At 63.0% G+C, this 22,314-nt stretch carries 19 protein-coding genes; 8 read left to right on the top strand and 11 right to left on the bottom strand.

Annotated elements, in window-relative coordinates:
• The first annotated feature begins 374 nt into the window (after positions 1-374).
• The 4 genes from rpmH to yidC all read left to right on the top strand — a co-directional run bounded on the left by rpmH (position 375) and on the right by yidC (position 3,013).
• Positions 375-518, top strand: coding sequence for a 50S ribosomal protein L34 (rpmH, locus tag E7T06_RS17405; protein ID WP_019010814.1), 144 nt, complete (start codon positions 375-377; stop codon positions 516-518).
• A gap of 91 nt (positions 519-609) precedes the next feature.
• Positions 610-1,047, top strand: coding sequence for a ribonuclease P protein component (rnpA, locus tag E7T06_RS17400; protein WP_136367034.1), 438 nt, complete (start codon positions 610-612; stop codon positions 1,045-1,047).
• A gap of 71 nt (positions 1,048-1,118) precedes the next feature.
• Positions 1,119-1,403 carry a membrane protein insertion efficiency factor YidD gene (gene yidD, locus E7T06_RS17395; protein ID WP_205750972.1) on the top strand — a complete coding sequence of 95 codons (285 nt, stop codon included), beginning with the start codon at positions 1,119-1,121 and terminating at the stop codon, positions 1,401-1,403.
• Positions 1,400-3,013, top strand: coding sequence for a membrane protein insertase YidC (gene yidC, locus E7T06_RS17390; RefSeq protein ID WP_136367024.1), 1,614 nt, complete (start codon positions 1,400-1,402; stop codon positions 3,011-3,013). The genes yidD and yidC overlap by 4 nt, the downstream gene beginning before the upstream one ends.
• Positions 3,014-3,099: 86 nt before the next feature.
• Here the strand turns inward: yidC and E7T06_RS17385 are convergent, their stop codons facing one another.
• From E7T06_RS17385 to E7T06_RS17370, 4 genes are all read right to left on the bottom strand, one after another.
• The gene (locus tag E7T06_RS17385; RefSeq protein WP_240741144.1) at positions 3,100-4,146 is read right to left on the bottom strand and encodes a C39 family peptidase; all 1,047 of its coding nucleotides are present in this window, start codon (positions 4,144-4,146) and stop codon (positions 3,100-3,102) included.
• A gap of 310 nt (positions 4,147-4,456) precedes the next feature.
• Positions 4,457-5,467: an alpha-ketoacid dehydrogenase subunit beta gene (locus tag E7T06_RS17380; RefSeq protein WP_136367023.1), complete on the bottom strand. Its 1,011-nt coding sequence runs from the start codon at positions 5,465-5,467 to the stop codon at positions 4,457-4,459.
• A gap of 118 nt (positions 5,468-5,585) precedes the next feature.
• Positions 5,586-6,704: a pyruvate dehydrogenase (acetyl-transferring) E1 component subunit alpha gene (gene pdhA / locus E7T06_RS17375; RefSeq protein ID WP_240741143.1), complete on the bottom strand. Its 1,119-nt coding sequence runs from the start codon at positions 6,702-6,704 to the stop codon at positions 5,586-5,588.
• Positions 6,705-7,354: 650 nt separating this feature from the next.
• Positions 7,355-8,260 carry a DUF4384 domain-containing protein gene (locus tag E7T06_RS17370; protein ID WP_136367022.1) on the bottom strand — a complete coding sequence of 302 codons (906 nt, stop codon included), beginning with the start codon at positions 8,258-8,260 and terminating at the stop codon, positions 7,355-7,357.
• 174 nt (positions 8,261-8,434) lie between these two features.
• Between E7T06_RS17370 and E7T06_RS17365 the strand changes: the two genes are divergently transcribed.
• Positions 8,435-9,151: a hypothetical protein gene (locus E7T06_RS17365; RefSeq protein WP_240741142.1), complete on the top strand. Its 717-nt coding sequence runs from the start codon at positions 8,435-8,437 to the stop codon at positions 9,149-9,151.
• The gene (locus tag E7T06_RS17360; RefSeq protein ID WP_136367021.1) at positions 9,148-10,434 is read left to right on the top strand and encodes a HAMP domain-containing sensor histidine kinase; all 1,287 of its coding nucleotides are present in this window, start codon (positions 9,148-9,150) and stop codon (positions 10,432-10,434) included. The genes E7T06_RS17365 and E7T06_RS17360 overlap by 4 nt, the downstream gene beginning before the upstream one ends.
• 120 nt (positions 10,435-10,554) lie before the next feature.
• Here E7T06_RS17360 and E7T06_RS17355 read toward each other — a convergent pair whose 3' ends face one another.
• The 4 genes from E7T06_RS17355 to E7T06_RS17340 all read right to left on the bottom strand — a co-directional run bounded on the left by E7T06_RS17355 (position 10,555) and on the right by E7T06_RS17340 (position 17,048).
• Positions 10,555-11,592: a CAP domain-containing protein gene (locus tag E7T06_RS17355; protein WP_136367020.1), complete on the bottom strand. Its 1,038-nt coding sequence runs from the start codon at positions 11,590-11,592 to the stop codon at positions 10,555-10,557.
• A 330-nt stretch (positions 11,593-11,922) separates the two neighbouring features.
• Entirely contained in the window at positions 11,923-12,519 is a 597-nt protein-coding gene (locus tag E7T06_RS17350) for an RNA polymerase sigma factor (RefSeq protein WP_136367019.1), read from the bottom strand.
• Positions 12,520-12,754: 235 nt separating this feature from the next.
• Positions 12,755-14,539, bottom strand: a complete 1,785-nt coding sequence (locus tag E7T06_RS17345) for a S8 family serine peptidase (RefSeq protein WP_136367018.1) — start codon at positions 14,537-14,539, stop codon at positions 12,755-12,757.
• 100 nt (positions 14,540-14,639) lie between these two features.
• Complete coding sequence (locus E7T06_RS17340) at positions 14,640-17,048, bottom strand: tetratricopeptide repeat protein (protein WP_136367017.1); 2,409 nt, start codon at positions 17,046-17,048, stop codon at positions 14,640-14,642.
• Positions 17,049-17,500: 452 nt separating this feature from the next.
• Here E7T06_RS17340 and E7T06_RS17335 point away from each other — a divergent pair, with 452 nt between their 5' ends.
• Entirely contained in the window at positions 17,501-18,238 is a 738-nt protein-coding gene (locus E7T06_RS17335) for a cyclase family protein (protein WP_136367016.1), read from the top strand.
• A gap of 76 nt (positions 18,239-18,314) precedes the next feature.
• Positions 18,315-19,502: a kynureninase gene (gene kynU / locus E7T06_RS17330; RefSeq protein ID WP_136367015.1), complete on the top strand. Its 1,188-nt coding sequence runs from the start codon at positions 18,315-18,317 to the stop codon at positions 19,500-19,502.
• Positions 19,503-19,874: 372 nt separating this feature from the next.
• Here kynU and E7T06_RS17325 read toward each other — a convergent pair whose 3' ends face one another.
• From E7T06_RS17325 to E7T06_RS17315, 3 genes are all read right to left on the bottom strand, one after another.
• Positions 19,875-20,711: a cytochrome c oxidase assembly protein gene (locus E7T06_RS17325; protein ID WP_136367014.1), complete on the bottom strand. Its 837-nt coding sequence runs from the start codon at positions 20,709-20,711 to the stop codon at positions 19,875-19,877.
• A complete protein-coding gene (locus tag E7T06_RS17320) occupies positions 20,708-21,403 on the bottom strand; it encodes an SCO family protein (RefSeq protein WP_136367013.1) in 696 nt (231 codons plus the stop codon). Before E7T06_RS17320 ends, E7T06_RS17325 begins: the two co-directional genes overlap by 4 nt.
• A gap of 141 nt (positions 21,404-21,544) precedes the next feature.
• Complete coding sequence (locus E7T06_RS17315) at positions 21,545-22,144, bottom strand: copper chaperone PCu(A)C (protein ID WP_240741141.1); 600 nt, start codon at positions 22,142-22,144, stop codon at positions 21,545-21,547.
• Between the last annotated feature and the right edge of the window lie 170 nt (positions 22,145-22,314).

Here is a 22,314-nt window from a genome sequence, read left to right as displayed (position 1 = left end):
GTGCGCGAACCTTGAAGGCATTGAAGGCACGCCTTCGGGTCGGTTGGCAGCGCGTTCGATATATCCGGCTGCCAACACAGCTGCTTCATAGCTACCTTCCGTCGTAAACTTCAGCCGAGATCAATAGACCCTAGACCTTTAGACCCTTAGACCTTCCCCCTTTTGCGCCGCCCACCCCCCGTGCTACACTCCCAGAGTTTGCCCTCTAGAGGGGGCGCAAGATCGCGGGCCGAACAGGCCTAGGCAGGGCCGCAGGAACAAGGCAACCTACCAAGAGGGCAACCTCGGACTAGGCAGCCGGAAACCAGCGGGACAGCCAGCAGCGGTGCGGGGGCGTGAATCCTCCCGTCCGCCGCGAACGAAGGAGAGAGCACATGAAGCGTACCTACCAACCCAACGTCCGCAAACGGGCCAAAACCCACGGCTTCCGCGCCCGCATGAAGACCAAAGCTGGCCGCAACATCCTCGCACGCCGCCGTGCGAAGGGCCGTCAGCAACTCACCGTCGCCGACGAGTAAGCGCCTCCCCCTACAGGAAGCGTCTATCGTCACGCCCGATCAGTCCAGCGCCATGCAGGAGCGGCCCCGCCGCCCGGTGGCGCTGGACTCTTTGCGTGGTGACCGCGAATTTCGCAAGGTGCGTCAGCAGGGTGTGGCGGTGCGCGATCCGCTGTTTACGTTGCGCCTCACCGACTATCGCCCGCGTTACGGCGAAACATGGCAACCTCGCGCCATCATCGGTGTTGTCATTTCCAAAAAAACCCTAAAACGCGCTGTAGACCGCAACCGTGCCCGCCGCCGGGTGCGCGAGGCGCTGCGAACCTTAGAGGGCGGCCTTCCGCCTTGCCGGGCTATTTTGCTCCCCAATCCGGGTGTGCTGACCGTGCCGTTTCCGGCGTTGCAGTCGGCCCTGATTCGGGCCTTAGCCAAAGCACCGGGCCGCGTGAAAAAGGGCGCGGGCGGCAAGGGGGGCGGGAACTCTGGCCGCTCTCAGCCCGTATCTGTCCCTGTGACCCAAGTTGTGACTCAGGGCGAACCTTCTGCATGAAGCAGATTCCGACCACATCCGTCCTGCCCCCGACGCCGCCCGCCCCTTCTCCGGGGCTGGTGGCGCGGGGCATGGTGCGCGTGGTGCGCGGCTATCAGCGCAAGCTCTCGCCGCTGAAACCCGTGCCCACTTGCCGTTTTGTACCGACTTGTTCGCAGTACGCTCTAGAGGCGATTGAACGCTTCGGGGCCGTGCGGGGCGGGTGGCTGGCCGCGTGGCGGGTCATGCGCTGCAATCCGTTAGTGCCGGGCGGCTTCGATCCGGTGCCAAGTTCATTCCCGGCCTATCTCGGCTCGGCGGCCCGCGCTCCTACGGCTGACCCGGCCCATCCCACCGCTGGAAAACCCAAACCATGAAACCAAAACATCTGCTTCCCCTGACCGCCCTCGGTTTGCTGCTCCTGACTGGATGCGGTCAGACTGGCCCGCTTCCCACCTTCGGCAAGGCCATTACGCCCGAATGGATCAAGGCCGACTTTGACGGCGTTCCCGGCGATGAATTCATTGCCACCAGCAACCTGCAAGACGTGGTGTTCAACGCACGCGGCGAAGTCATTGGCTGGTACATCAAGCAAAATGCAGGTACGCCTTACATCAAAAAAGGTGCTAACGGCTACGACTTCAGCACCCTGAAAACCCAGAAGGGTCTGGTGAACATGGTGGGGCAGCCCGCTGTGCAGGGCGCTGGCGCGGCAGCTTTTCCCCCAGATCGCCGTGCGTTTGCCCTCAAAGGTGGCCCCCTTGATCCGGCGACGGCTGCCGAAACCACCGTGCCCCGACTGACGCAGGATTTGGCGCAAAACCGTCAGGACGCCGTGTTCCGCTACACGCAGGGCGGCGCAACCGTAACCAAAACGGTGACGTTGCGCCCCCGCAATTTTAAAATTGACATTAAAACCGCTGTAACGGGCGGCCCCGATAGCGTGAATATGTTGTTCCCCGGACTGGGCAAGGCCGACAATCCTCAGGTGCGGGCCGTCCCAGTGGGTGGAGAGGCGGCCAGCGTTCAGGGCAGCGGCACGATTACCGTCAAAAACATTCAGTACGCCGCCCTTCAGGAAAAGCCCAGCCAGATCGCCCACGCCCTGATCGTGCGCCCGCCGAGTGGTTCGTCGGTCAGCGCCACGCTCACGGGCGGCTCGCAAGGCCTGATCAGCGTGGCCCTGCCTGCTACCAGCACCCTAGAAGTGTACGGCGGCAAAAACGAACTGATCCATCTGTACCAGAGCGGCTACAGCGTGTTGCCCGGACTGTTCAAGCCCAATATCTTCGGCCAAATCAGCCTGTATATCGTGAAGCTGATGGAAGCCATGTACAAGGTGATCGGCAACTGGGGCCTCGTGCTGGTACTCCTGACCGTACTGCTGCGCCTCGTGATGTGGCCGTTGATGCAGGCTCAGGGCCGCACCACCGCCCGGATGCAGGTTATGCAGCCCAAGATCAAGGAAGTGCAGGACAAGTACAAAGACCGCAAAGACGCCGACTCGCAGCGGGCGATGCAGGCCGAAATGCAGCAGGTCTACCGCGATTACAACTTCAATCCGGCGGGCTGCTTCAGCACCTTCGTGCCGTTCCCGGTGCTGATCGCGCTGTGGTCTACCATTCGTAACTTCGAGTTCGATAGCGGCTTCTTGTGGTTGCCCGATCTTGCCATTCCCGATCCGCTGTACATCTTGGCCCTGATCTACCTGATCGTGAACATCGGCCAGTTGTACGTGATGACCCGCAAGAACCCAGCAATGTTCCGCCAGCAGGCCTTCATCTACCTGATCTTCCTGTATTTCGCCCTCACCTTCCCCGCAGGCGTGACGATCTACATTATCTTCAGCACCCTAATCGGTATTGGGCAGCAAATCCTGATCAATAAGCAAGTGGAGAAAGAAACGGCCAGCATTGGTACCACCGTGCAGAAAACGCCGATGCGTCCTGCAAAAGTCGCCAAAACGATAGACGCGCCTAAGAAGTAGGTTTAAAGCAAGAGATGCCGCCCCAACTGTAGAAGTGGGGCGGCATTCTTTGTGATCGTAGAACGTGGAAAGAGCCAAACCACGATCTACGTTCCCGTGTTCAATCCCGCCAACGCTACCCGCGCCGCTGCGAACGAAGGACGCACCCTCAACGCCTCGCGGTAGGCGGCCTTCGCCTTGGCGCTCTGACCCTGCGCGGCCAACGCTCGGCCCCGCCAGTACAGGGCTTCCTCATGGGCGGGGGCGTCTTGTAGCACGGCACTTGTCAGGCGCAGCACATCGGCGGTGCGGCCTGTGCGGGTGTAGGCTTCCAGCGGCCCGAAGGAATACCAGAGCGTGCGCCAAGGCAAGCCGCCCACCGTGCGGGCAGGCCGGGTGGGGTCTAGCGCGGCGTCGGGGCGGCTGGCAAAAGCCTGATCGTAGGCGCGCACCGCGCCGCGAGAATCGCCCAAGGCCAGCCGTGCATTGCCCAAGTTCAACCACGCAATCGCGTCGTTTTTGCGGTTCGCTTCGGCCACCGCCACCCGCAAGGCTTCTCGTTTTGCCAGCACGGGATCGGCCCGGAACCCCAGCAGCCCACGCAGTTCTTCCTCACGCTCCGGCGGCGAGACTACCAAGTACGTGCGCCCGAAGGCCCGCCACAGTTCATCCAGTTGGGCATAGGTAAAACTCAGTTTGCCCAAGTAGGAATCCAGCGCCGTGAATTTTTGTTTGGCGTCGTCGTAGCCGTTGAGGATGCGGTAATGGCCCATGCCGCCGCTGTCTGAAGTCACAAACCACGTTTCGACGATGACTGGAAATCCGGCGGCCAGCAGGCGCTTCAGCATGGCGCGGCTGCCATTGGTCGCCAAGTGCGTTTGCATGCCCTGTTTGCGGGCAAACGCGGCTAACTCGGGCGGGGTCACGTTCACGTCTCCGCCATTGGGCTTCAGCACCGGCGCAATCTGATACTGCGTTAGCGTGCCGCCCCAGCGGCTCAGGGCCATGCCTACCGTGACTGGGCCGCAGTTGTTGAGGCGCTGATATTCGTGCCGCACGCCTGACACGTTGGCAAACGGCGGGAGTGAAGACGCTGCCCCAGCGAAGCCGCAGCACGCGAGAAACAAGCCGAAAGACAGAGAGCGGAGGCTCATGCTCTCTATCGTTTCAGGTCTGGGGGGACGGGATTGTGGGGAATGGGGGAGTGGGGTTGGAAGGTGAACCCCCCCGTTGCTGGCGCAACGCCCCCCCTTAGAGGGGAGGACTAAACAGCTTTTGCGCTCCCCTTAAGGGGGGCTGGCTGCGAAGCAGACTGGGGGGTTTTCGCGGAATCGTAGTGTGGCTTGGAATGTGAACCCCCCGTTGCAGGTGCAACGCCCCCCCTCAGAGGGGAGGACTAAGAGCTTTTGCGCTCCCCTTGAGGGGGGCTGGCTGCGAAGCAGACTGGGGGGGTTACACGCAGCGTCAGTACCCCATCACCGTCCGAATGGCCCGCGCCACCCGCACCGCGTTCGGGCGGTACACGTCCTCAATGGCGGTAAACGGCGGGTAAGGTGCGTCATATCCGGTCACGCGCAGGATCGGGGCGCGGAGGCTGTCTATGGCGTGTTCGGCAATGTTGGCGCTGATTTCGGAGTGGAAGCCGCCCGTGCGGGGTGCTTCAGTCACGACGACGGCGCGGCCCGTCTTTGCCACCGAGTTCAGCACCGTTTCCAAGTCCATCGGCACCAGCGTTCTCAGGTCTATTACTTCTACGCCGATGCCGTGAGCGCGGGCGGCTTCGGCGGCTTTCACACTCACTTCCACCATGCCGCCGTAAGTGATGACCGTTACGTCGTCGCCTTCCGTCACCACCCGCGCTTTGCCCAGCGGAATGGTGTAATGGCCGTCTAGTACGCTCTCTTTGTTGCTACGGTACAGCTTGATAGCTTCCAAGAAAAACACCGGATCGGGGTCTTCTATGGCGGCCAGCAGCAGGCCTTTGGCGTCGGTGGGCGTGCTGGGAATGACCACCTTCACGCCCGGTACATGCGCCAAAATCGCTTCGGGGCTGTCGGCGTGCTGCTCCGGTGTATGTACGCCGCCGCCGTAAGGCGCACGAATGACCATCGGCAGGCTGTAGCGGCTGCGGGTGCGGTGGCGGTAACGGCCCAAATGCGACAAGATTTGATCGAGCGCCGGGTACATGAAGCCTGCAAACTGAATCTCGGCAATAGGCCGCAGCCCCGCCAGCCCCATGCCGATGCCCATGCCCACGATGCTCGCTTCCGCCAGCGGGGTATCGAACACTCGGTCAGTGCCGAACCGCGCCTGCAACCCATCCGAGGCCCGGAACACGCCGCCCATCACGCCCACGTCTTCGCCAAACAAGTAGGTGGTGGGGTCGCGCTCCAGCGCAATGGCGAGGGCGTCGTTGATGGCGGCAACCATCGTGCGGGTGGTGGAGGCAGTGGGAGGGGTTTGGGTAGCGGTCATGCGGGAACCTCTGTTTGGAAGGTGGATCGTGGGAGGTAGATCGTGGGCTGAAGGGCAAAAGATTGGACGTTCTGAACGCTGTTTCTACGATCCACGATCCACCCTCTACGCTCCCGCCTCATTCCCCTACCTCACGCAGAATCTCGGCCCGCTGCGCCACCAATTGCGGCGTCGGCTCGGCAAACACATGATCCAGAATTTCGGCAGGTTCGGGGTCCGGGTAGGTGTCGGCCTCGTTCAGCGCGGCTTCAAATTCTTCGGCAATCTCCTTCAGCAGGGCGGTGTCGCTCTCTTCGGTCAAGATTCCTTCGGCCAGCAGATGAAGGCGTAGGCGCGTGATCGGGTCTTTTTCGGCCCAGCCAGCGGTATCGGCGTCGGTGCGGTAGCGGCTGGGGTCGTCGGCCACCGTGTGCGCGGCAATGCGGTAGGTCACGGTTTCGATCAGGGTCGGCCCCTGTCCGGCGCGGGCGCGGGCCACTGCTTCTGCCGTGACCTGATAGGTCGCCAGTACATCGTTGCCGTCTACGCGCACGCCGGGAATGCCGTACCCATCGGCGCGGCGGGCCAAGTTCACGGCGCGGGTCTGGGTGCGGGTGGGCACACTGATGGCCCAGCCGTTGTTCTGCAAAATAAAGATGCACGGTGCGTTCAGTGCGCCCGCAAAGTTCAGCGCCTCGTGAAAGTCGCCCTCGCTGCTGCCCCCGTCTCCGATATAGGCCATCGCCACATTCTTGGTGCCCTTGCGCTGCTCGGCCAATGCCGCGCCCACCGCGTGCGGGTACTGGGTGGCAATCGGGATGTAAAAGGGCAAGACCTTGAGGTGCTCGGGCATGTGCCAGCCGTGCGGGCTGGTGCGCCAGTAGGCCAGCGTGCGAGCAATCGGCAGGCCCAGCGTCAGGGCCGCGCCCGTATCGCGGTAAGTCGGAAACAGCCAATCGTCGGCAGTGAGGGCCGCTGCCGTGCCCACCTGACTGCCTTCCATGCCCTTAAACGGCGGAAAGACCCCCAGCCGTCCGGTGCGGTACAGCACCCAGCCGCGCTCGTCAAAGTGACGGATTCGGCGCATATGCTGGTACAGGCTCAGGCGGGTCTGGGGATCGGGCAAGGCGTCCGGGTTGGGCGCGGTGCCGTCTGGCGCAAGCAACTGAAAAGGAATGTCGGTGGCGGGCGCGTGCCGGGGAAAGTCGGTTGCAGGATCGGGAACAGCGGGAAGCGGTGCAGAAGCGAGATCGGTCATAGAAACTCCTGAAAGGGGAGAGGCAAGCAGCAGACAGGCAGACTCCGGGGCCGAGTCAGGGAGCGCGGCGCTGGTTCATCAGGCGCGTGCTGGAGCTTGGGCCAATGCTGCATGCCGCTCCATTCGTCAACTTGTCTGTGTGAACCGTCATTCCATCACCCGATCTGCCTTACTTGAGCTGCCTTTGGGAGTGCTGCGATTTGTTTGAAAGCTTGAGGCGTCTAGCCTACCAGACCTGCCTAACGCCCGTTTGGGTATGAGGGGCGATGTGGATGCTTGGGTGGTCTAAGGGTCAAGAGTCAAAGGGTCTAAGGGCAGGTCAAGGGCAATCGGTGGGGCTGCCCGCTGTGCTTGTGCGCTTTTCTTGATTCTTGCCTGTGTGGGTAACACCTTCGAGCGTTGGCGGGTGAACCCCCCCGTTGCTTCGCAACGCCCCCCCTTAGAGGGGAGGACAACTGCTGTTGCGTTCCCCTTGAGGGGGGCTGGCTGCGGAGCAGACTGGGGGGTTTGCCTAGAATCGTGGACTCTGCGCTCTTGTCAAGTTCACGAGCTTTTCTTAGACCCTCGACTCTTAGACGCCCCTCTTACCCAGAACACAAAAAACCGCCGCCCCTGTATGCAGGAAAGCGGCGGACTGAATTGAAGAAGGTTTAGCGGCGCGTAATCGTCACGTCAAAGCGGTTGCCACGCTGCTTCACTTCGAGGCTGGCGCTTCCCCGGCTGCCCTTGAACTCGCTGCGGATGTGGTTTCCGGTCTGGCGGCTGCTGACCAAGACGAAGCCTTCGTTGCGGAGGCGGTTCACGTACTCGTTGTTCACGTCGCCCAAGCTGCGGTTGCTGCTAAAGCTGCTGCGCGTCACGCCCACGCTGTAGCCGGGCTGAATCGGAGCGGGTTGCACGGGAACCGGGCGTACAGGAGCTGGCTGAACCGGAACCGGACGAACAGGAGCGACATTGCCCTGAGCCACGTTGTAGAACGCGGTGGCCGAATCCCAAGTGTTCTGGGGCACGGGGTTCACGACGATGCTCAGCGCCTGCGCCAAGCGCTCTGGCCCCTGCGCCGCAGGACTCACGGGCGCGAAGCTGTTCTGGCCTGCCCGCACTTTGGCGATCTGGTCGATGTTCAGGGCCGTTTTGCTGGCTACCGCCAACACTTTGTTCAGGCCGTAGGGTGCGGCAATTGTAAAGGTAAACGCGTCGCCGTTGCTGGGAAACACTTTGACCGTGTTGGCCTTCAAAAAGTTTGCGCCGCCCGCATAGCCGTTGGGCAAAATCAGATCGACTTGGCCCTGCGGGTCGATATTAAACAGGTACACATACGAATCTTGAGACACGCTGGTGTACAAGCGGATATTTTCGCCGGGGTAGTAGTTGGGGCTTTGGGTACCACTGGCGTCGCGGTCTGTCCAGACGCGCACATTCACAGTGGTGGGCACAGGGTTCACGATGATGCTTTGGGCACTGAGCTGGGGCGCAGCCTGAACGTTGCCGAGCGTCGCGGCAGCAAGCAGTGCGGTCAGGGTTGCTCCGGCGGTGAGGGTCAACTTGTTCTTCATGGGTCTATCTTGGCGGCTCCGCGTGACTGAGGCCTGACCTGCGCGGCGCGGCAACCATGACGCTCCTCTCATACGGGCGTCAGGTGCAAACCAATATTTCTTTTTCTGAACAGCTAGTCACACAGGCGTAACCGAGCCGACGTTTCGGGGCAAGCAATACTCTAGACTGCTCAAGTGACCCGCCATGAACCCGGCCATTCCCACACGGCCCCTGTCGTGGTGGGTCGTTCGCGCAGCCTTCCGAGCAGGCCTCTGGGCTGGAATCTGCGTTGGAGTTTAGGCTGGAACCCGCACCGGGCAGCCTGTACCCTGCTGATGGCAGCGGGATTGTTCGGCGCTGGGGCGGCGGCCCTTTCCACTGCCCAGACTGTTCCCGCTTTGCCTGCCTCGCGTCAGGCGGCGTCTATTCCGGCGCTGCCGAGCAGCAATTCCGGCCCTTTTCAGTATCTGCGCCCCGGTAGATCTATGTTGCCAGCCGCCAAGCCCGGCGAGCGAGTCATGCTGACGCTGGAAAGTCCGGGCGGTAGATTTAAGCTTACGCGGGCGCAATTGCTGGCGCTGCCCACCATGCGTTACACCACCGAGCAGCCCCAACTGCACCGCACCTTTACCTACGAGGGCGTGCCGCTACGCGATCTGGCGCGGTTGGGCGGCTTTGCGGGCAAAGACCTGCGTGTGTATGCCAGCAACGGTTTTATGACTATCATTCGGGCCAGCGACTACCTGAACACCCCGATGATGCTGGCGCATACGGCAGGCGGAAAAACCATCCCAGTGCTGGAAAAGGGGCCGCTCACCATCGTGATTCCCAGCAACGCCACACAGCTTCCGGCCCGGCTGTATTCACGTTACTGGGTCTGGTACGCCGTTAAAATCTCGCCCGCCCCATGAGCCGCGCCCGGCCCGCCGCTCCAGAGCAAAGCAAAAAAAGTGTCGCCCGGCCAGAACAGGCGGGACGCAAGCCCCGGACAGTGGTCACAGCGCGGGAAGTGCTGTTGGCGGCCCTGCCTGCCCTGCTGACCGTGCTGCTGCTGACGCTGGTCACGCGGCCCGCCTACACCAAGCTGCTGGAAAACGACAATGGCTGGTCGCCTTACGCCTATCAGGCGTTGGTGCAAGACATTTTGCGTTATCAGGTGGGCTTGCTCGATCCGGCGCAGCCCGCTGAAGAGTTGCCCGAGCTTCGTGACCATGCCCGCTCCAGCTCCCGGAATCCCGGCCAATTCACTTCTCTGGCGAGGGTCGAAAGCTACGGCGACGCGAGGCTGGCAACCGTAAACCGCTTGTTGCTGCAAGACACGGCAGAGTCGGTGGCCGCTGCCGGAGCAGAAGCTATTTTGCTGAATTCGCAGGCCAATAATTTTGGGCAAGAAACAGGCGGCGAGTACTTCAAAGCCATTTCGGAGATGCGGTATGCCCTGATTCTCACGGCCATTATTACGGGCTTGCTGAGTATGCTGCTGACGGTGCGGGCGCTGTGGCTGTGGCGCACCGAGCGCGAACGCCGCAGCCAGCGCGAAGCCCGCCAGCGCGAAGCCCTGAGTTTGGCCAGCCACGAACTGCGCCGCCCGCTGCAAAGCTTGATGCTCGCCAGCGATCTGCTGCGGCACGCCGAAACGCCGGAGCAACGTCAACATCTGCTGACCCTGATCGAAGACAGCGCCACCCAGTTGGCCAGCCGCGCCGACCTGACCCGCCTGAACGACCTCTATTTGGACGTGACTCTCAAGTTGATGCGAACTGACCTTCGCCCCTTGGTTCTGCGCGCCGCCGAAACGGGGGGCCGAGTCACTGCCGCCGTGCCAGACGCGCCGCTGATCTGGCCGGTGGACATCAACCGTGCGCGGCAAGTCATCGAAAATCTGGTGGAAAATGCCTTGAAATACACCAGTGGCCCGGTCAACCTGACCCTCAGCGAGCAGGACGGCCAGCCAGAAATAGACGTCCGGGATTTTGGCCCCGGTATTGCCCCAGAGCTGCGAGAACAGCTGTTTTTGCCCTACGAGCGTGGCCCCAGCGGACTGATAGAAGGGCATGGGCTGGGGCTGTCGCTGGTGCGCCGCTACGCCCGCGCTCACGGCGGCGACGTGACCCTGCACACTCCAGAAGACGGCGCGGGAACACTGGTGCGGGTGCGGTTCGGTACGCCGCTGCTGTCCGAACAGAGCGTGTGAGGGACGTTCCGAACCTATGTTGTTGCCCTCTCCACCTGTGGGAGAGGGGCGCTGTGAAACAGCGGGGTGAGGGGGCAGTTCAGCGGTGTATCCGCCAAATGCAAGGAATTTAGTTTCGAATTAGAGCCGCGCAAACACCTGCGTCCAGTAGGTCTTGTATTTGGTGCCGGGGCGGGTCACGTAGCTTAGGCCGATGAAACTAAACTCTCCCATGATGTTGTGGCAGTGGCCGGGACTGTGTAGCCAGCCGTCTACGACTTCCTCGGGCGAAGTTTGCCCAGCAGCTATATTTTCGGCGCTGCTGCGGGGTTTCATGCCGGTGGCCTGCACGCGGCGAAATGGGGTGCTGCCGTCAAGGGCGCTTTGGTGGTCGAAATATCCAGCGAGGGCCATGCCCGCCGACTGCGCGGTGGCTGCCAAATCGAGTTGGCTGTTGCGGGCCAACGGAGGCAAGGCCGGGCCACCTTCCTTCTTCGTGGCGCAGTTCCAGCCCCGTTGCCGGGCGCGGTTGGTCAGGCGCAAGACCTCGGCGTCGTAGGGAACGCTGCCGCCCAGTGGGGCCATCGTAAAGCTGAGGCTGCGCTCCAGCAGGCCCGCGCTGCCTGCCATCCGGACAGTGACGCGGTGTGGCCCAGCCGCCAGCGCCACTGCTTTTGGCCCGACTTCGCGGCCATCCACCTGAAACTGGGGCGTGCCGGGGGCATAAGCCACACTGCCCGCCGCACTCACCCGCACTTCTCCTGCGCCCAGCAGGAGCGTCACTTCGGCCCGCTCTGCGCCGCTGCTCTGCACATCTATCTGGCCTGCCGCCGTCGTCACCACTCGGCCTTGACTATCCAAAATCTGTGTATTGATGCTGTAGCTTCCGGCCCGGTAATAGGTGTGCTGCACGTCTGCGCCTGCGCCCTGCTGCCCATCGCCAAAATCCCACGCCACGCGGTAGCCGTCCGGTACGGTGGCCGACATGGTCACGTCTAGAGGGGCGCGGCCCTCGCCATTTGCGCTCAGGCGCACGCTGTAGCTCACAGAGCGCTGGACACCCTGCGCCAACGCCGACAGCCCCTGACCCAAATCCGCCGAAGACACGGTACTCAGGCCCACCAGCAACAACGCCCGCCCTGCATTCTGTTTCCAGTTTCTCTTTGTTCCAGCGCTCACCCATTCAGCTTAAGGGCGCGAATCTTAAGACGGCGTGAAGGAGTGTACGCGGCCCGCTGGGGGAAGCGCGGGCGCATTGGGGGGGTGCTGAACTCAGAAACGTTGAGAGGGCGGCCCCACCGGATGTCTGTCCCTCACGCCTTGCCCGCCCTCTTTGCTCATAGCTCTGCCCCGACTAAGGCCCGCTGTGTTGGGATTCAACCGCAATCTGGATCAGCCGTTCAAGGCTTCACCACAACAAGTTTTAGCGAACCGTCCTACAACGTCGTCCAGAAAAGTCGCTTGCTCTAAGCGCAGATAGGGCTGCCTGACTTGTTCCCCTGACCCAACTCAATGCACATCGGCAACGTCGGCCAGAAGCGCGGCCAACTGCTCTTTGGCCCGGAACACGCGGCTTTTGGCTGTACCCACCGCTACGCCCTGAATGCGGGCTATTTCGTCGTAGGGCAGGTCTTCTACAAAGCGCAGGACAACGGCTTCCCGGTACTCTTCGGGCAGTTTCAGCAGGGCACGCTGTACCCGGTCTTGGGCCTGTGCGCTTTCGGCGGCTTGAGTGGGGCTGCGGGCCGCGCTGGTCACTTCAAACCCCACGTCCTCGCGGGCTTCTTCTAGGCTAAAGCGTTGCAATTGGCGGCGGCGGTGAGATTCGATCTGGGTGTTGCGGGCCACCTGATACAGCCAAGGCAACACGCGCTCGCCGGGGCGGAAGGTACGAATAGAGCGCCACGCCCGGTAAAACACTTCTTGTGTGAGGTCGAGGGCGTCTTCGCTGTTGCCTTCCAAGCGGTACAAGTAGCCGTACATGCGGCCCTCGTATTCGGTCACAAAGGCGTGCCACGCGGCTTCCTCGCCTGCCACGAGCTGTGCCAGCAGTTCCGCAGACAGCAGATCGGGAGGTGGGGGGAGCGGGGGCGGGGCAGGTTCCACGTTGCCTACACCATACCGCCCCAGCACACGGTGCGGCAGGCAAGAGGGTAAAGTAGGCCAGATTGCTCAGCCATGAGGCCTGATCCGTCTTGAAATTCAAAGTCAAGAGGTATGCGCTTTAAATCGGGAGACGTTTTTCCCGTCTTGCTCTGCTTCGCAGCTTTGCCAGTCCGCTGGGCTGAGAAGTCAACATACACGGCTCTTAACCGGACTTGATGCGCCATGAACAACCTGTTTACGGGCAGCCGCCCAGAGCAGCCAAGTTCAGGGGAGCCGTACCCGGCGTCAGTACCAGCGGCAAAAAGGGCACGCCGGGGTTGCACTGGGCCCACAGCGCCAGCCCGCCCGCCACCACCGGAGCGGCAAAAGATGTACCGAAATAGGGCCGCCCCCCAAACCAGAATTCGCCCGGAGCCTGCACGCTGGGCGGCGGCGCGGTCACTCCTTTCAGGCGCATGGCTCGGTTGTAGGTCGCCATTTCCTGAGTACCGATGTCCCAGCCCGCCACGCTGAGCAGCAGAGTCGGACGGCGGCGCTGCGCGATCAGGCTGGGCAGGCCCATCACCGAGAATTCGGCGTGCCAGTCGGCGGGATAGTGCCAGCAACGGTCACCGGGGATCAGGCCAGCGCAGTCGTCGGTATTGCCATACGAGGCGGCGGTGGGAACGCCTAGGGAGGCTACTTCTTGAAGGGCCAGCCGCAATCCCACCAGCGGCACGGGGCCACCCAAGCTGAAATTGATGACATGCCGCCCACCCTGCTGCGCCGCCGCAGCCACCGCGCATAAGGCCTGCACAGTCCTCAGAGTGGAACAGTTGCCCGCGCCGTCGCACACGGCCTGATACTGCAACGCTGCGCCGGGGGCTACTGTTCCAGCAATTTGACCCACCATGCTGCCGTGTCCTGCTAAACCGGTATAAATCTGGTTGTAATAGTTGATCGGCTCGCCCATCACGAACGGGTCAGAGACGCTGTTGCCCGCGCTGCTGGCCGTGTCCAGCACGTGAATAGTGACGCCTTTGCCTGTGCCTTTTCCGGTGCCGATCAGTTTTTCCAGCACAGTGCCGGGTTTTTCGTTTGGGAACGGAGGAGTGGCTTGGGCAGGGTGAAATCCACCGGAAGGATCGACTTGCAGGTCATCTCCGAACAGTGCGCCCAGCAACGCCAAGACGCGCCCGGTAGGAAGGCCGGACGTAGGCAGAGCTGTACCCAGCCAACTGCAAAAGTTGCTGTTTCGGCGGGCAGCGACAACTGCGGCGCTGCTGAGGGGCGGCAGGGTCAGGTTGGGCAGTCTGAGGCTTTGAATGTTGAGGGCGGGCGTAGGTGTCACAGCGGGCGCACTTGGCACATTGGCCGCACTCGGAGTGATTCGCACAGGAGTCAGCGCCACGGCAGGCGAGCGTACCGTTCCCACAGGCGCTGTGCCCAACGGCTGCAAAGCGGGCAGGGTCAGCGCCGACAAGCGCCCAAGCGTATCGGTCAGTTCGGTGGGGCAACCGCGCTGGCAGGCCGCCCCAAACCGTTTCACGCGCTCGCTGAAGGTGCTGCGAATCTCTGCCGCTGCCGCTGGATTCACGTAGATCACCACGTCGCCCGCCGCCGATTCTGGAGGCAAGACGTTCAAGACAGGGCTGCCCTGCTGCGCTGGGGCATTCACACCTAGACCTTGTGGGCCGCCCGCCGCGTCTTTTGGCACATCAAAGGCCAGCCAGCCCGACACCGCATCGCGCAGCAGCGCCGTAGGCCGCCCGCCGATCCACAGGGTGTCGCGCACCGTGAGGCGGGTCGGCCCCGGAATCCACACGCGCTCGCCGGGGGCCGCCATGCTAGGAAAAACCGTGCCGATGCTGGGAATCGTGGCAACAGTGTTTTGTGCGTTGGCTGCGCTGCAGATCAGCAGGGACAACAGAACCAGCAGTAAAGCGTATGGCACAGATAAAACTGGGGCAGGCAGGGCTGCCGTGCAAGTCTGAGCCGTGCTGATTCGTAGCTGGCGGTGAAGCAGGTGAGCAGGATTCATGGCCGAACCTCCTGAATGCAGTGTGAAGCTGTAAGGAATATGAACCCTCGCCCGTGATCAGGGCGTGACCGGAGGGCGGCGGCGCTACCGAACAATGCTGCTACGACTGCAACGAACTGGGGGGAAGGCGCGACACCACCTGAGCGTTGCGGCGAATAGAGGCCACGAGTTCATGCTGTCCGGCCCGCTCCAGCATCTCCATGACGTCCTCAAACTCGCTGAGATCGCCCTCGATCTCGCTGAGGTTACTTAGGGCTAGACCCAGATTGCGGATGCTGCCCGTTCCCCTTAATAGGTACACAGCGTCCTTGTACAGTCCCAACGCCTCCATCAGCTTGAATTGCAGATGAAAGCACAGCCCCAGATTGATCATGGCCTGCGCTGCGCCGATAGAGTCTCCGGCCTGCTTAAGTTGCTCGGCGGCCTGATGGAGGGTGATTTGGGCCAGTCCCCAATTCTGGTTCTCGACGAGCAGAAAGCCGTAATTCACCAGCATCGTGCCGCGCACACTTGGTAGGCCTTTGGCACGTTCGAGCAAGGCTTCAAAGGCTTCGGCGGGGGCCGCACCGAGGCGCACGCGGGCCAGTGCCACGAAGCCCAGTTCACTCAGGTGTTGTTCCTCGTCGCCGTTCAGTTGCCACAGGTCGGCGGCAATGCGGCTGTAGCGGCGGGCCTCGTCCCAGCTTTCGCGGATGCGGGCGGCGTGGGCCAGCACACTCGCGGCCTGTGCGCCCTCTGCGCCCGTTCCCGTGACCCGGCCTGCCAACGCGCCAGCTTCGGCGTGGCGGCCCATACGAACCAGTGCCGTGGCGCGGGCCGCCAGCACAGCGGGAGTGTCGGCGTGCGGCGGCGTCAGGGCGTCCAACCGCCGCAGCGCCTCGGCGTATTGGCCTGCACCCAGCAGCGCCCAAGCGTGCGGCACGGCCAATTCGGGCCAAGCTGGAAGGCTGTCCAGCAGGGCGCGGGCTTCTCCGGGGTGGCCCCGCCGAATCAGGGCGTCGGCGCGGGTCGCAGCCAAGGCGGCAATGCGCGTGTCGTCAGCCCCTTCCCACAGGTCGCGGGCGGCGGCGTAGTGCGGCCAAGCGGCCTCGGGCGGCAGGGCGCGGGCCAAACGCAGGTGCAGCAACTGAGACTGCACGTAAATGGCCGACAAGGAATGCCGAATGGCCGCCGCCGCGTACACCCGGCCCGTTTCGCCCGTCAGTCCTTGTACGGTCAGCGCCGACAGGATGCGGGCAAAAGCGTCGGCGTGCAAGTTCAGGGCGGCGCGGGTGGCCCGCAAATCGGGGTCATCTTGCAGGGCCAGCAGCAAAAAGGTGTCGCGCAGTTCGGGCGGTAGGGCACGCACTTTGGCCCCCTGCCCCAGTTCCAGCGGTTGCCCACGCAGGGCCGCGCCCACCAGCGTCGGGTGCCCATCGGTCAGGGCGTGCAGGCCGTGCTGCTGCACGTCTTCAGGCTCCAGCAATCCCAACGTCAGGTGAGTCCGGACTTCAAACGGGGGGTGGCGGCGCGACGTGACCACGATCACGGCTCCGCCCGGTTCCGCAGAAACGGCTTGCCGGGCAGCGAGGGTCAGCACCTCTCGGCTGGCGTCGTCCACACTGTCCCAGTCGTCAATGGCGACTTTTAGGCGGGCCGTCTTGAAGGCGCTCAGTGCTTCTCCCACACTCCTGACCGGACGCGGCAGCAGGGGCGAGAGTGTGGCGTAAGGCTCAGGACTCCCCGTCAACATCTGCCAGCCCCCGGCCCGGTTCAGGGCGTCCAGCAGCGCAGTTTTGCCCATTCCACCGGGGCCGCTGACCCATGCGAAGCTTCCGGGCGGCAGGGCGGCCAGTTGCCCCAGTTCGGCGGCGCGGCCCACGAACGGCGCAGCGGCCACGATGCGGGCACTCGGACTGTCCAGCGGCACACCCAGCGTGCGGGCGTCGCGCTCCACTTGTGCGGCCAGCGGGTGGGCGCTCAGGTTCAGTAGGTGGTACAGGCGCGGCAGTTCGCTTTCGTCGGGCGGGGGCGCACCGGGGAGCATCAGGGCGTGGGCGGCCAACGTTCCGGCTCCCTCGGTGTTGCCCCGCGCCGCTGTTTGCCCACCCAGCGTCAGTAGCGCCGCCCGCATCTCCAGCGCCAAAGCTTCCCGCGTTTCATATACCCATTCCTCTAAATCGGCCCCCAGCGGAATCGTCAGGCTGTCTAGGAACGGCCCGCCATACAGCGAAACCGCTTCCTCCAACAGCCCACTTCTGGCCGCCGCCCGCATCTGGGCCGCGTCGCAGGCTAGGGCAGCTTCCACGCGACTGCCTTCTTCGTGCAGCGCCCCCGGTAACCCGCGCAGATGCACCAGATGTTGCGCGAGGCTGTTCATGGGGTTGGCGGCGTCGGGCCAAAACACATCGGCCAAACGGCGGCGCGGCTGCGGCCCCTCTAGGCATAGGTACGCCAGCAACAGCAGCACCTTTTCACGCTTCAGGCCCGCGCCTTCTACTGCCAACGTCCCCAATGTGCGAAGTCTCATGAGGTCAGCAGTGGCCCAAGTGGGCTGGAGTAAAGCAAAGCCGTCTCATACGCGCATTCTTGACCAAGGCGGGAGAGGCGTGCAAGCAGCGTAGGAAAAACCTCACAAGTCGGGCTAAAAGCGGGACAGGCAGCGGGTCAATTTTGTTAGGGTGGCAAACAAGAATGCTTACTGGCACACACTCCGCTTGCCTTGAATCTGCTGCTGCAACTCCGGCTCTCTGAACCCGGTGCAAATCTGTTCGGTGCTGGCTTGGAACCGGACTTGGAAGGTGAACCCCCCAGTCTGCTTCGCAGCCAGCCCCCCTTAAGGGGAGCGCAACAGCTTTTAGTCCTCCCCTCGAGGGGGGGCGTTGCGTTAGCAACGGGGGGGTTCACCCGAAATCGTCACCTCTTCCATGCACACCAAGGGTTAAAGCCCACGCTCCCGCCCCAGCGGTTTATGGTAGGAGCATGTCAACTGCACCCGCCGCCCTGCAAGACATCTCCCGCGCCCTCACCCCCGGCCATCCGAGTTGGCCCGGCGATCCCGAATTCGTGCTGCACCCCCGCGGACGTATGGCGGCGGGTGACAGCGTGAACACGGGCGAACTGGGCCTGAGTACCCACACCGGAACCCATGTAGACGCGCCTTGGCACTACGCCGACGCCGCCGAAAAGCTGGACGCCGTGCCACTGAGCCGCTATGTGGGCCGATGCCGCGTGATTCGGGTGCAAGGCAGCGGCGAGCCTGCACGGGTGGGCGTAGACGCGCTGGCAGGATTGCCCGACCAACTGCCGCCCCGCGTGCTGCTGCATACCGGGCAACCCGCCCACTGGGACACCTTTCCCGAAGATTTTACGGCCCTGCACCCCGACCTGATCACGGAACTCGGGCGGCGTGGCGTGCAACTCATCGGCACCGACAGCCCCAGCGTAGACCCCCTGACCAGCAAAACGCTGGACGCCCACGCCGCCTGCTTTGCCGCAGGCATTCTGATTCTGGAAGGCCTGAACCTGAGCAGCGTGCAGGACGGTGAATATGACTTGATGTGCCTGCCGATGTCGCTGGCGAGTGGCTCCGACGCCGCCGGGAACTACATCGGCATAGACGGAGCACCTACCCGCGCCGTGTTGCTGCCTGCCGGAACGCTGGCCGCGTTGGAGCCGACAGAACTAGAGGTTGCGGCGCTCAGTGGATTGGGCGAATGAGGGGGCAGGCGAGCCGCGTTGAAACCAGAGACAACATTCCACCTGTTCACTTCAAATCTGTTCAAATAGAGCCACTATGAGACGCGACCTTTTTGCGATGCCCCCCGGCATCTACATGGATGGCAACAGCCTCGGCGTCATGCCACACGCGGCGCGGGAAGCGGTGCTGCGGCGTCTGGACGACTGGCAGCACGACGCGGTACACGGCTGGGACAAGTGGTTTGGGCTGGCCGAAAGCCTGTCGCCGGGAGTGGCGCGGCTGGTGGGCGCACTGCCGCACGAGGTCATGGCGACGGGCAGCATCACCTCTAATCTGCACTCGCTGATGGCCACCCTGTACCACCCGCACCCCGGTGACACACGGCGGCATCTGGTAGCCACGTCGCTGGATTTCCCCTCGGACGTGTACGCCATGCAGAGTTGGGCCGACATGCACGGCGCAGACCTGAGACTGATTCCCAGCCGCGATGGGCAAACGCTGACCACCGAAGACATTCTGGCGACCCTGACCGACGACGTGGCTGTCGTGTTGCTGCCCACCGTGTTGTACCGCAGCGGCCAACTGCTGGATATTCCGGGTCTGACCGCCGAGGCTCAGGCACGCGGCATTCTGATCGGCTGGGACGCGGCGCATTCGGTGGGCAGCGTGCCACACGACTTGCACGGCAGCGGCGCGGATTTTGCGGTGTGGTGCCATTACAAGTACGTGAACGCTGGCCCCGGCGCACCCGGCGGGCTGTTCCTGCACGAGCGGCATCATCACCGTATGCCCGCCCTGCGCGGTTGGTGGGGCCACGATAAAACCAGTCAGTTCGAGATGGCCCACAACTTCCGGCCAGCAGCGGGCGCGGGCGGCTACCAATTGGGCACGCCGCCTGTGCTGGCGCTGGCGGGACTAGAAGGGGCGCTGGAAGTCTTCGCCACGGTGGAAATGGAAGACATCCGCACCCGCAGCCTCGCCCTGACCGACCACATGATCGCCCTTGCAGACGCGCATCTGCCCGAACTGAAGATGGTCACGCCCCGCGATCATGCCGTGCGCGGCGGCCATGTGGCGCTGGCCCACCCGGACGCCCTCGCCCTCAGCGTGGCTCTGCGTGAGCGCGGCATCATCCCCGATTTCCGCCAACCCGATATTTTGCGCCTCGCACCAGTGGCCCTCTATACCACCGAGGCCGAAGTAGAAGAAACCGTGCGCGTGCTGCGCGACTTGCTGGATACGGGGAGCTATAAAGCTGCGCGGGAAGTGGGGTTAGTAACTTAGGCAGTCAGAAACGAAATAAGAACAGCCCACTTGTACCGAACAGGTGGGCTGAAAACTTTGAAAAAACGGCGCACGACGGGGGAACGAGAGGGCGATTACTTCAGGGCTTGCAGGATCGCCGCCAGACCCGTCAACACAGTGCCAATTGCCGTGAAAATCACAGCAACTTCACTGGGCTTCAGTGGTCTTTGGGCGCGTTTTGGTGTACCCTTACGTTGTTTACGCATAAGGATGTCACCTCCTTTTTCGCAACGCCCGGAAGTTCAGTCCGGGTGTTGCCGCTTCCGTTCTGTTGCTCCCTCTGTTCTCCCCGGTTGTCATACGCCGCATCCCTTTGGGGACAGACTGACTCTAGAGTTTTTTAAGTCGTCCCTACTCCCGCTGAGTTCCCCCATCGGCCAACGCGATCAGCCACGCGAACAACTGGATGAAGGCCAACGCTAGCGCGGGCAAGCCGGCCAGCATCATGATCCAGCCGCTGAATTGCTGGTTGTCCAGCGGGGTCAGGTTCCAGAGGCATAGAGCGTTGACATAGGGCGTGTACAGCACGGCGGGCGAATACAGCCAGACCATGCCCACCGTCATCATCGGCAGAGCGGCCAGCAGTCCGAACCAACCGCGAGAGCCGATAGTGGCAGGCTGCACGGCAGGCAGGGGCCGCAATACGACTGCCCAGACCATCAGGCTACTCAGCAGGTACAGCGCAGGCAGCAGCGCCGCCGCCGTGTTGGTGACCACCGAGGCGTTGAATCCGGCGGGAATATTCCAAAAGATGATGACGGCAGACCAGACGCCCAGCGCCACCCAAGGGTCGAGCAGCACGCCCAGCACGCGGCCTAGGCCTCTGCGCGGGTCAAGGTTCACGTTGCGGGGAATGCCCAGCATCAGCAGGGGCGGCACCACTTCGGCCAGCACCATCAGGCGGCCCATGTACAGCGCCATGCTCCCCGAAGTCAGGCCAGCGGCGCGGCTTTGGGTGGTCAGCAGCAACAGCACAATGCCGAGGCCAAACAAAAGAGGCTTCCACACAGGCCAACGCCCCCGGCCTTCTGGGGTACGCCGCGCCTGTGCATACCGCCAAAAATACAGCGCCGCCACGATCAGCGCGGGCACCAGCATCAGCGGATCGGGGCGCAGGGCCAGCAGGTCGGCCAGTGTGGGATTCAGGTTGGCGGCCACTTCCGAAACAGGGACAATCGGGGCGCTCACGGTTGCTGTCCAGCTTGCGCCGCGCTGCCCAGCACGTAACGCACGTCGGCGGTCACGCGCTCCACTTGCGGCAACTGCGTGTAGTCCCACAGCACGCGCAGGCGGCCTTCTGCGTCAATCAGGTAGGTGGCGGTGGTGTGGTTGATCTGGTATTCGGTGGCACTTTTTATATCCGCCTTCTGGTAGCTGGCCCCGTAGTCCCGCGCCACTCGGCTCAGGGCAGATTCAGCCATCCAAATACCCTGCGCCTTGCCAAAAAACGTGACGTACTCGCGCAGGCGTTCGGGTGTATCGCGGGCCGGGTCTACGCTGACCAAGACCACCTGAAAGCGGGCTTGCTCGGCGGGCGTGAGACTCAGGCGCACTTTGTCGAGGTAAGCCAACGAAAGCGGGCAAATGTTAGGGCAGTGCGTAAAGCCGAAAAACAGCGCCGTGACCTTCTTGTCGGTTGCCGGAGTGAAGGCGAACGGGCGGCCATCCTGATCGGTACCCTTAAAGGCGGCGGCCTGCTTGGGCACGTCGTAAGCTGTGCCATAAAACGGAAACGGGCTGCGAATCCGTGCAAACACCCATGCGCCGCCTAGCACCAACGTAATGGCGCACACGGCCAAAATAGCCGACACATACCAAGGCCGCCCGCCAGAAGGGTGCAGGGTGACGGCTTCGGTAGGGTTGGCGGGATGATCGGTCATGGGTGAGCCTTATGTTGAGACGGGACTTAATTCGACTGGCTTGATCTGAATTGCATACGGGGTTGGGTTCCCCGAACTGTCGGGAGCGGAGATGAATCGGCTAAACTCGCCTCTCCCACTCTCCGCGTCCCGAACACACTCTCACGGCTTACGTACCACCGCCGTCACCTTCAAACTACGGCCATCCGACGTGCGGAGCGTGAGGGGCAGGCGCTCGCCCGCCTTCAGCGGACGCTTGAGGCCCGTCAGCATCAGGTGATCTCCGGTGGCGCTGAGGGTCAGGCTGCGGCCAGCGGGAACGGGCAGGGCGCGGGTTTCCGACATGCCAGTGCGGCCTTGTGCGTCGCGGCGGGTGATCATCAACATGCCCTGTGCAGCCACCGCAGAAGTCACGCCGCTCAGAACGATGGGTTTGCTGCTCGTATTTCGGAGCGTCATAAACACGCTGGTTTCGGTGATGCTGGGGGGCACGGCTACGATGGTGGCGTTTTGGGCTGTGAGAGGCAGGGCAGCGGCAGACACCGATAAGGGAGCAGCAACCGGAGCAGTGATCGGCACGGCCAAAGGTTCAGCTATGCTGTGCCCCGACATGTGGCCCTGTTGGGCGGCAGCCGTATTTTGCGCCAACGCCACCGACAGCACGAAAGCGACGGAAGCAGCGGCCAAAGACAAGGCGAGCGCCACAGGCTGCCGCACAGGTTGGCTATTGGGTGACGAAATGGAAGGTTGGGCAGAAGACATAAGGACTCCAGTGGGGCCGGGGAGGTGTGTACTACGGCAAGAAAGTGTATTGCCCTGAACCGCCACTAGGGGCAGTTTAGACGCTTAGGCCGGGCTGAATTGTCCCTGTGTGCGGTCAGCGGGATATCTGGTAGGCCAACTCCTGTGCTGACTGTCCCGCCTGCTTAGAC

It is taken from the genome of Deinococcus sp. Arct2-2, assembly GCF_004801315.1.
GTDB lineage: Bacteria > Deinococcota > Deinococci > Deinococcales > Deinococcaceae > Deinococcus.
Note: the sequence above shows the minus strand (reverse complement) of the source record. Positions and strands in the feature narration are given on the sequence as shown.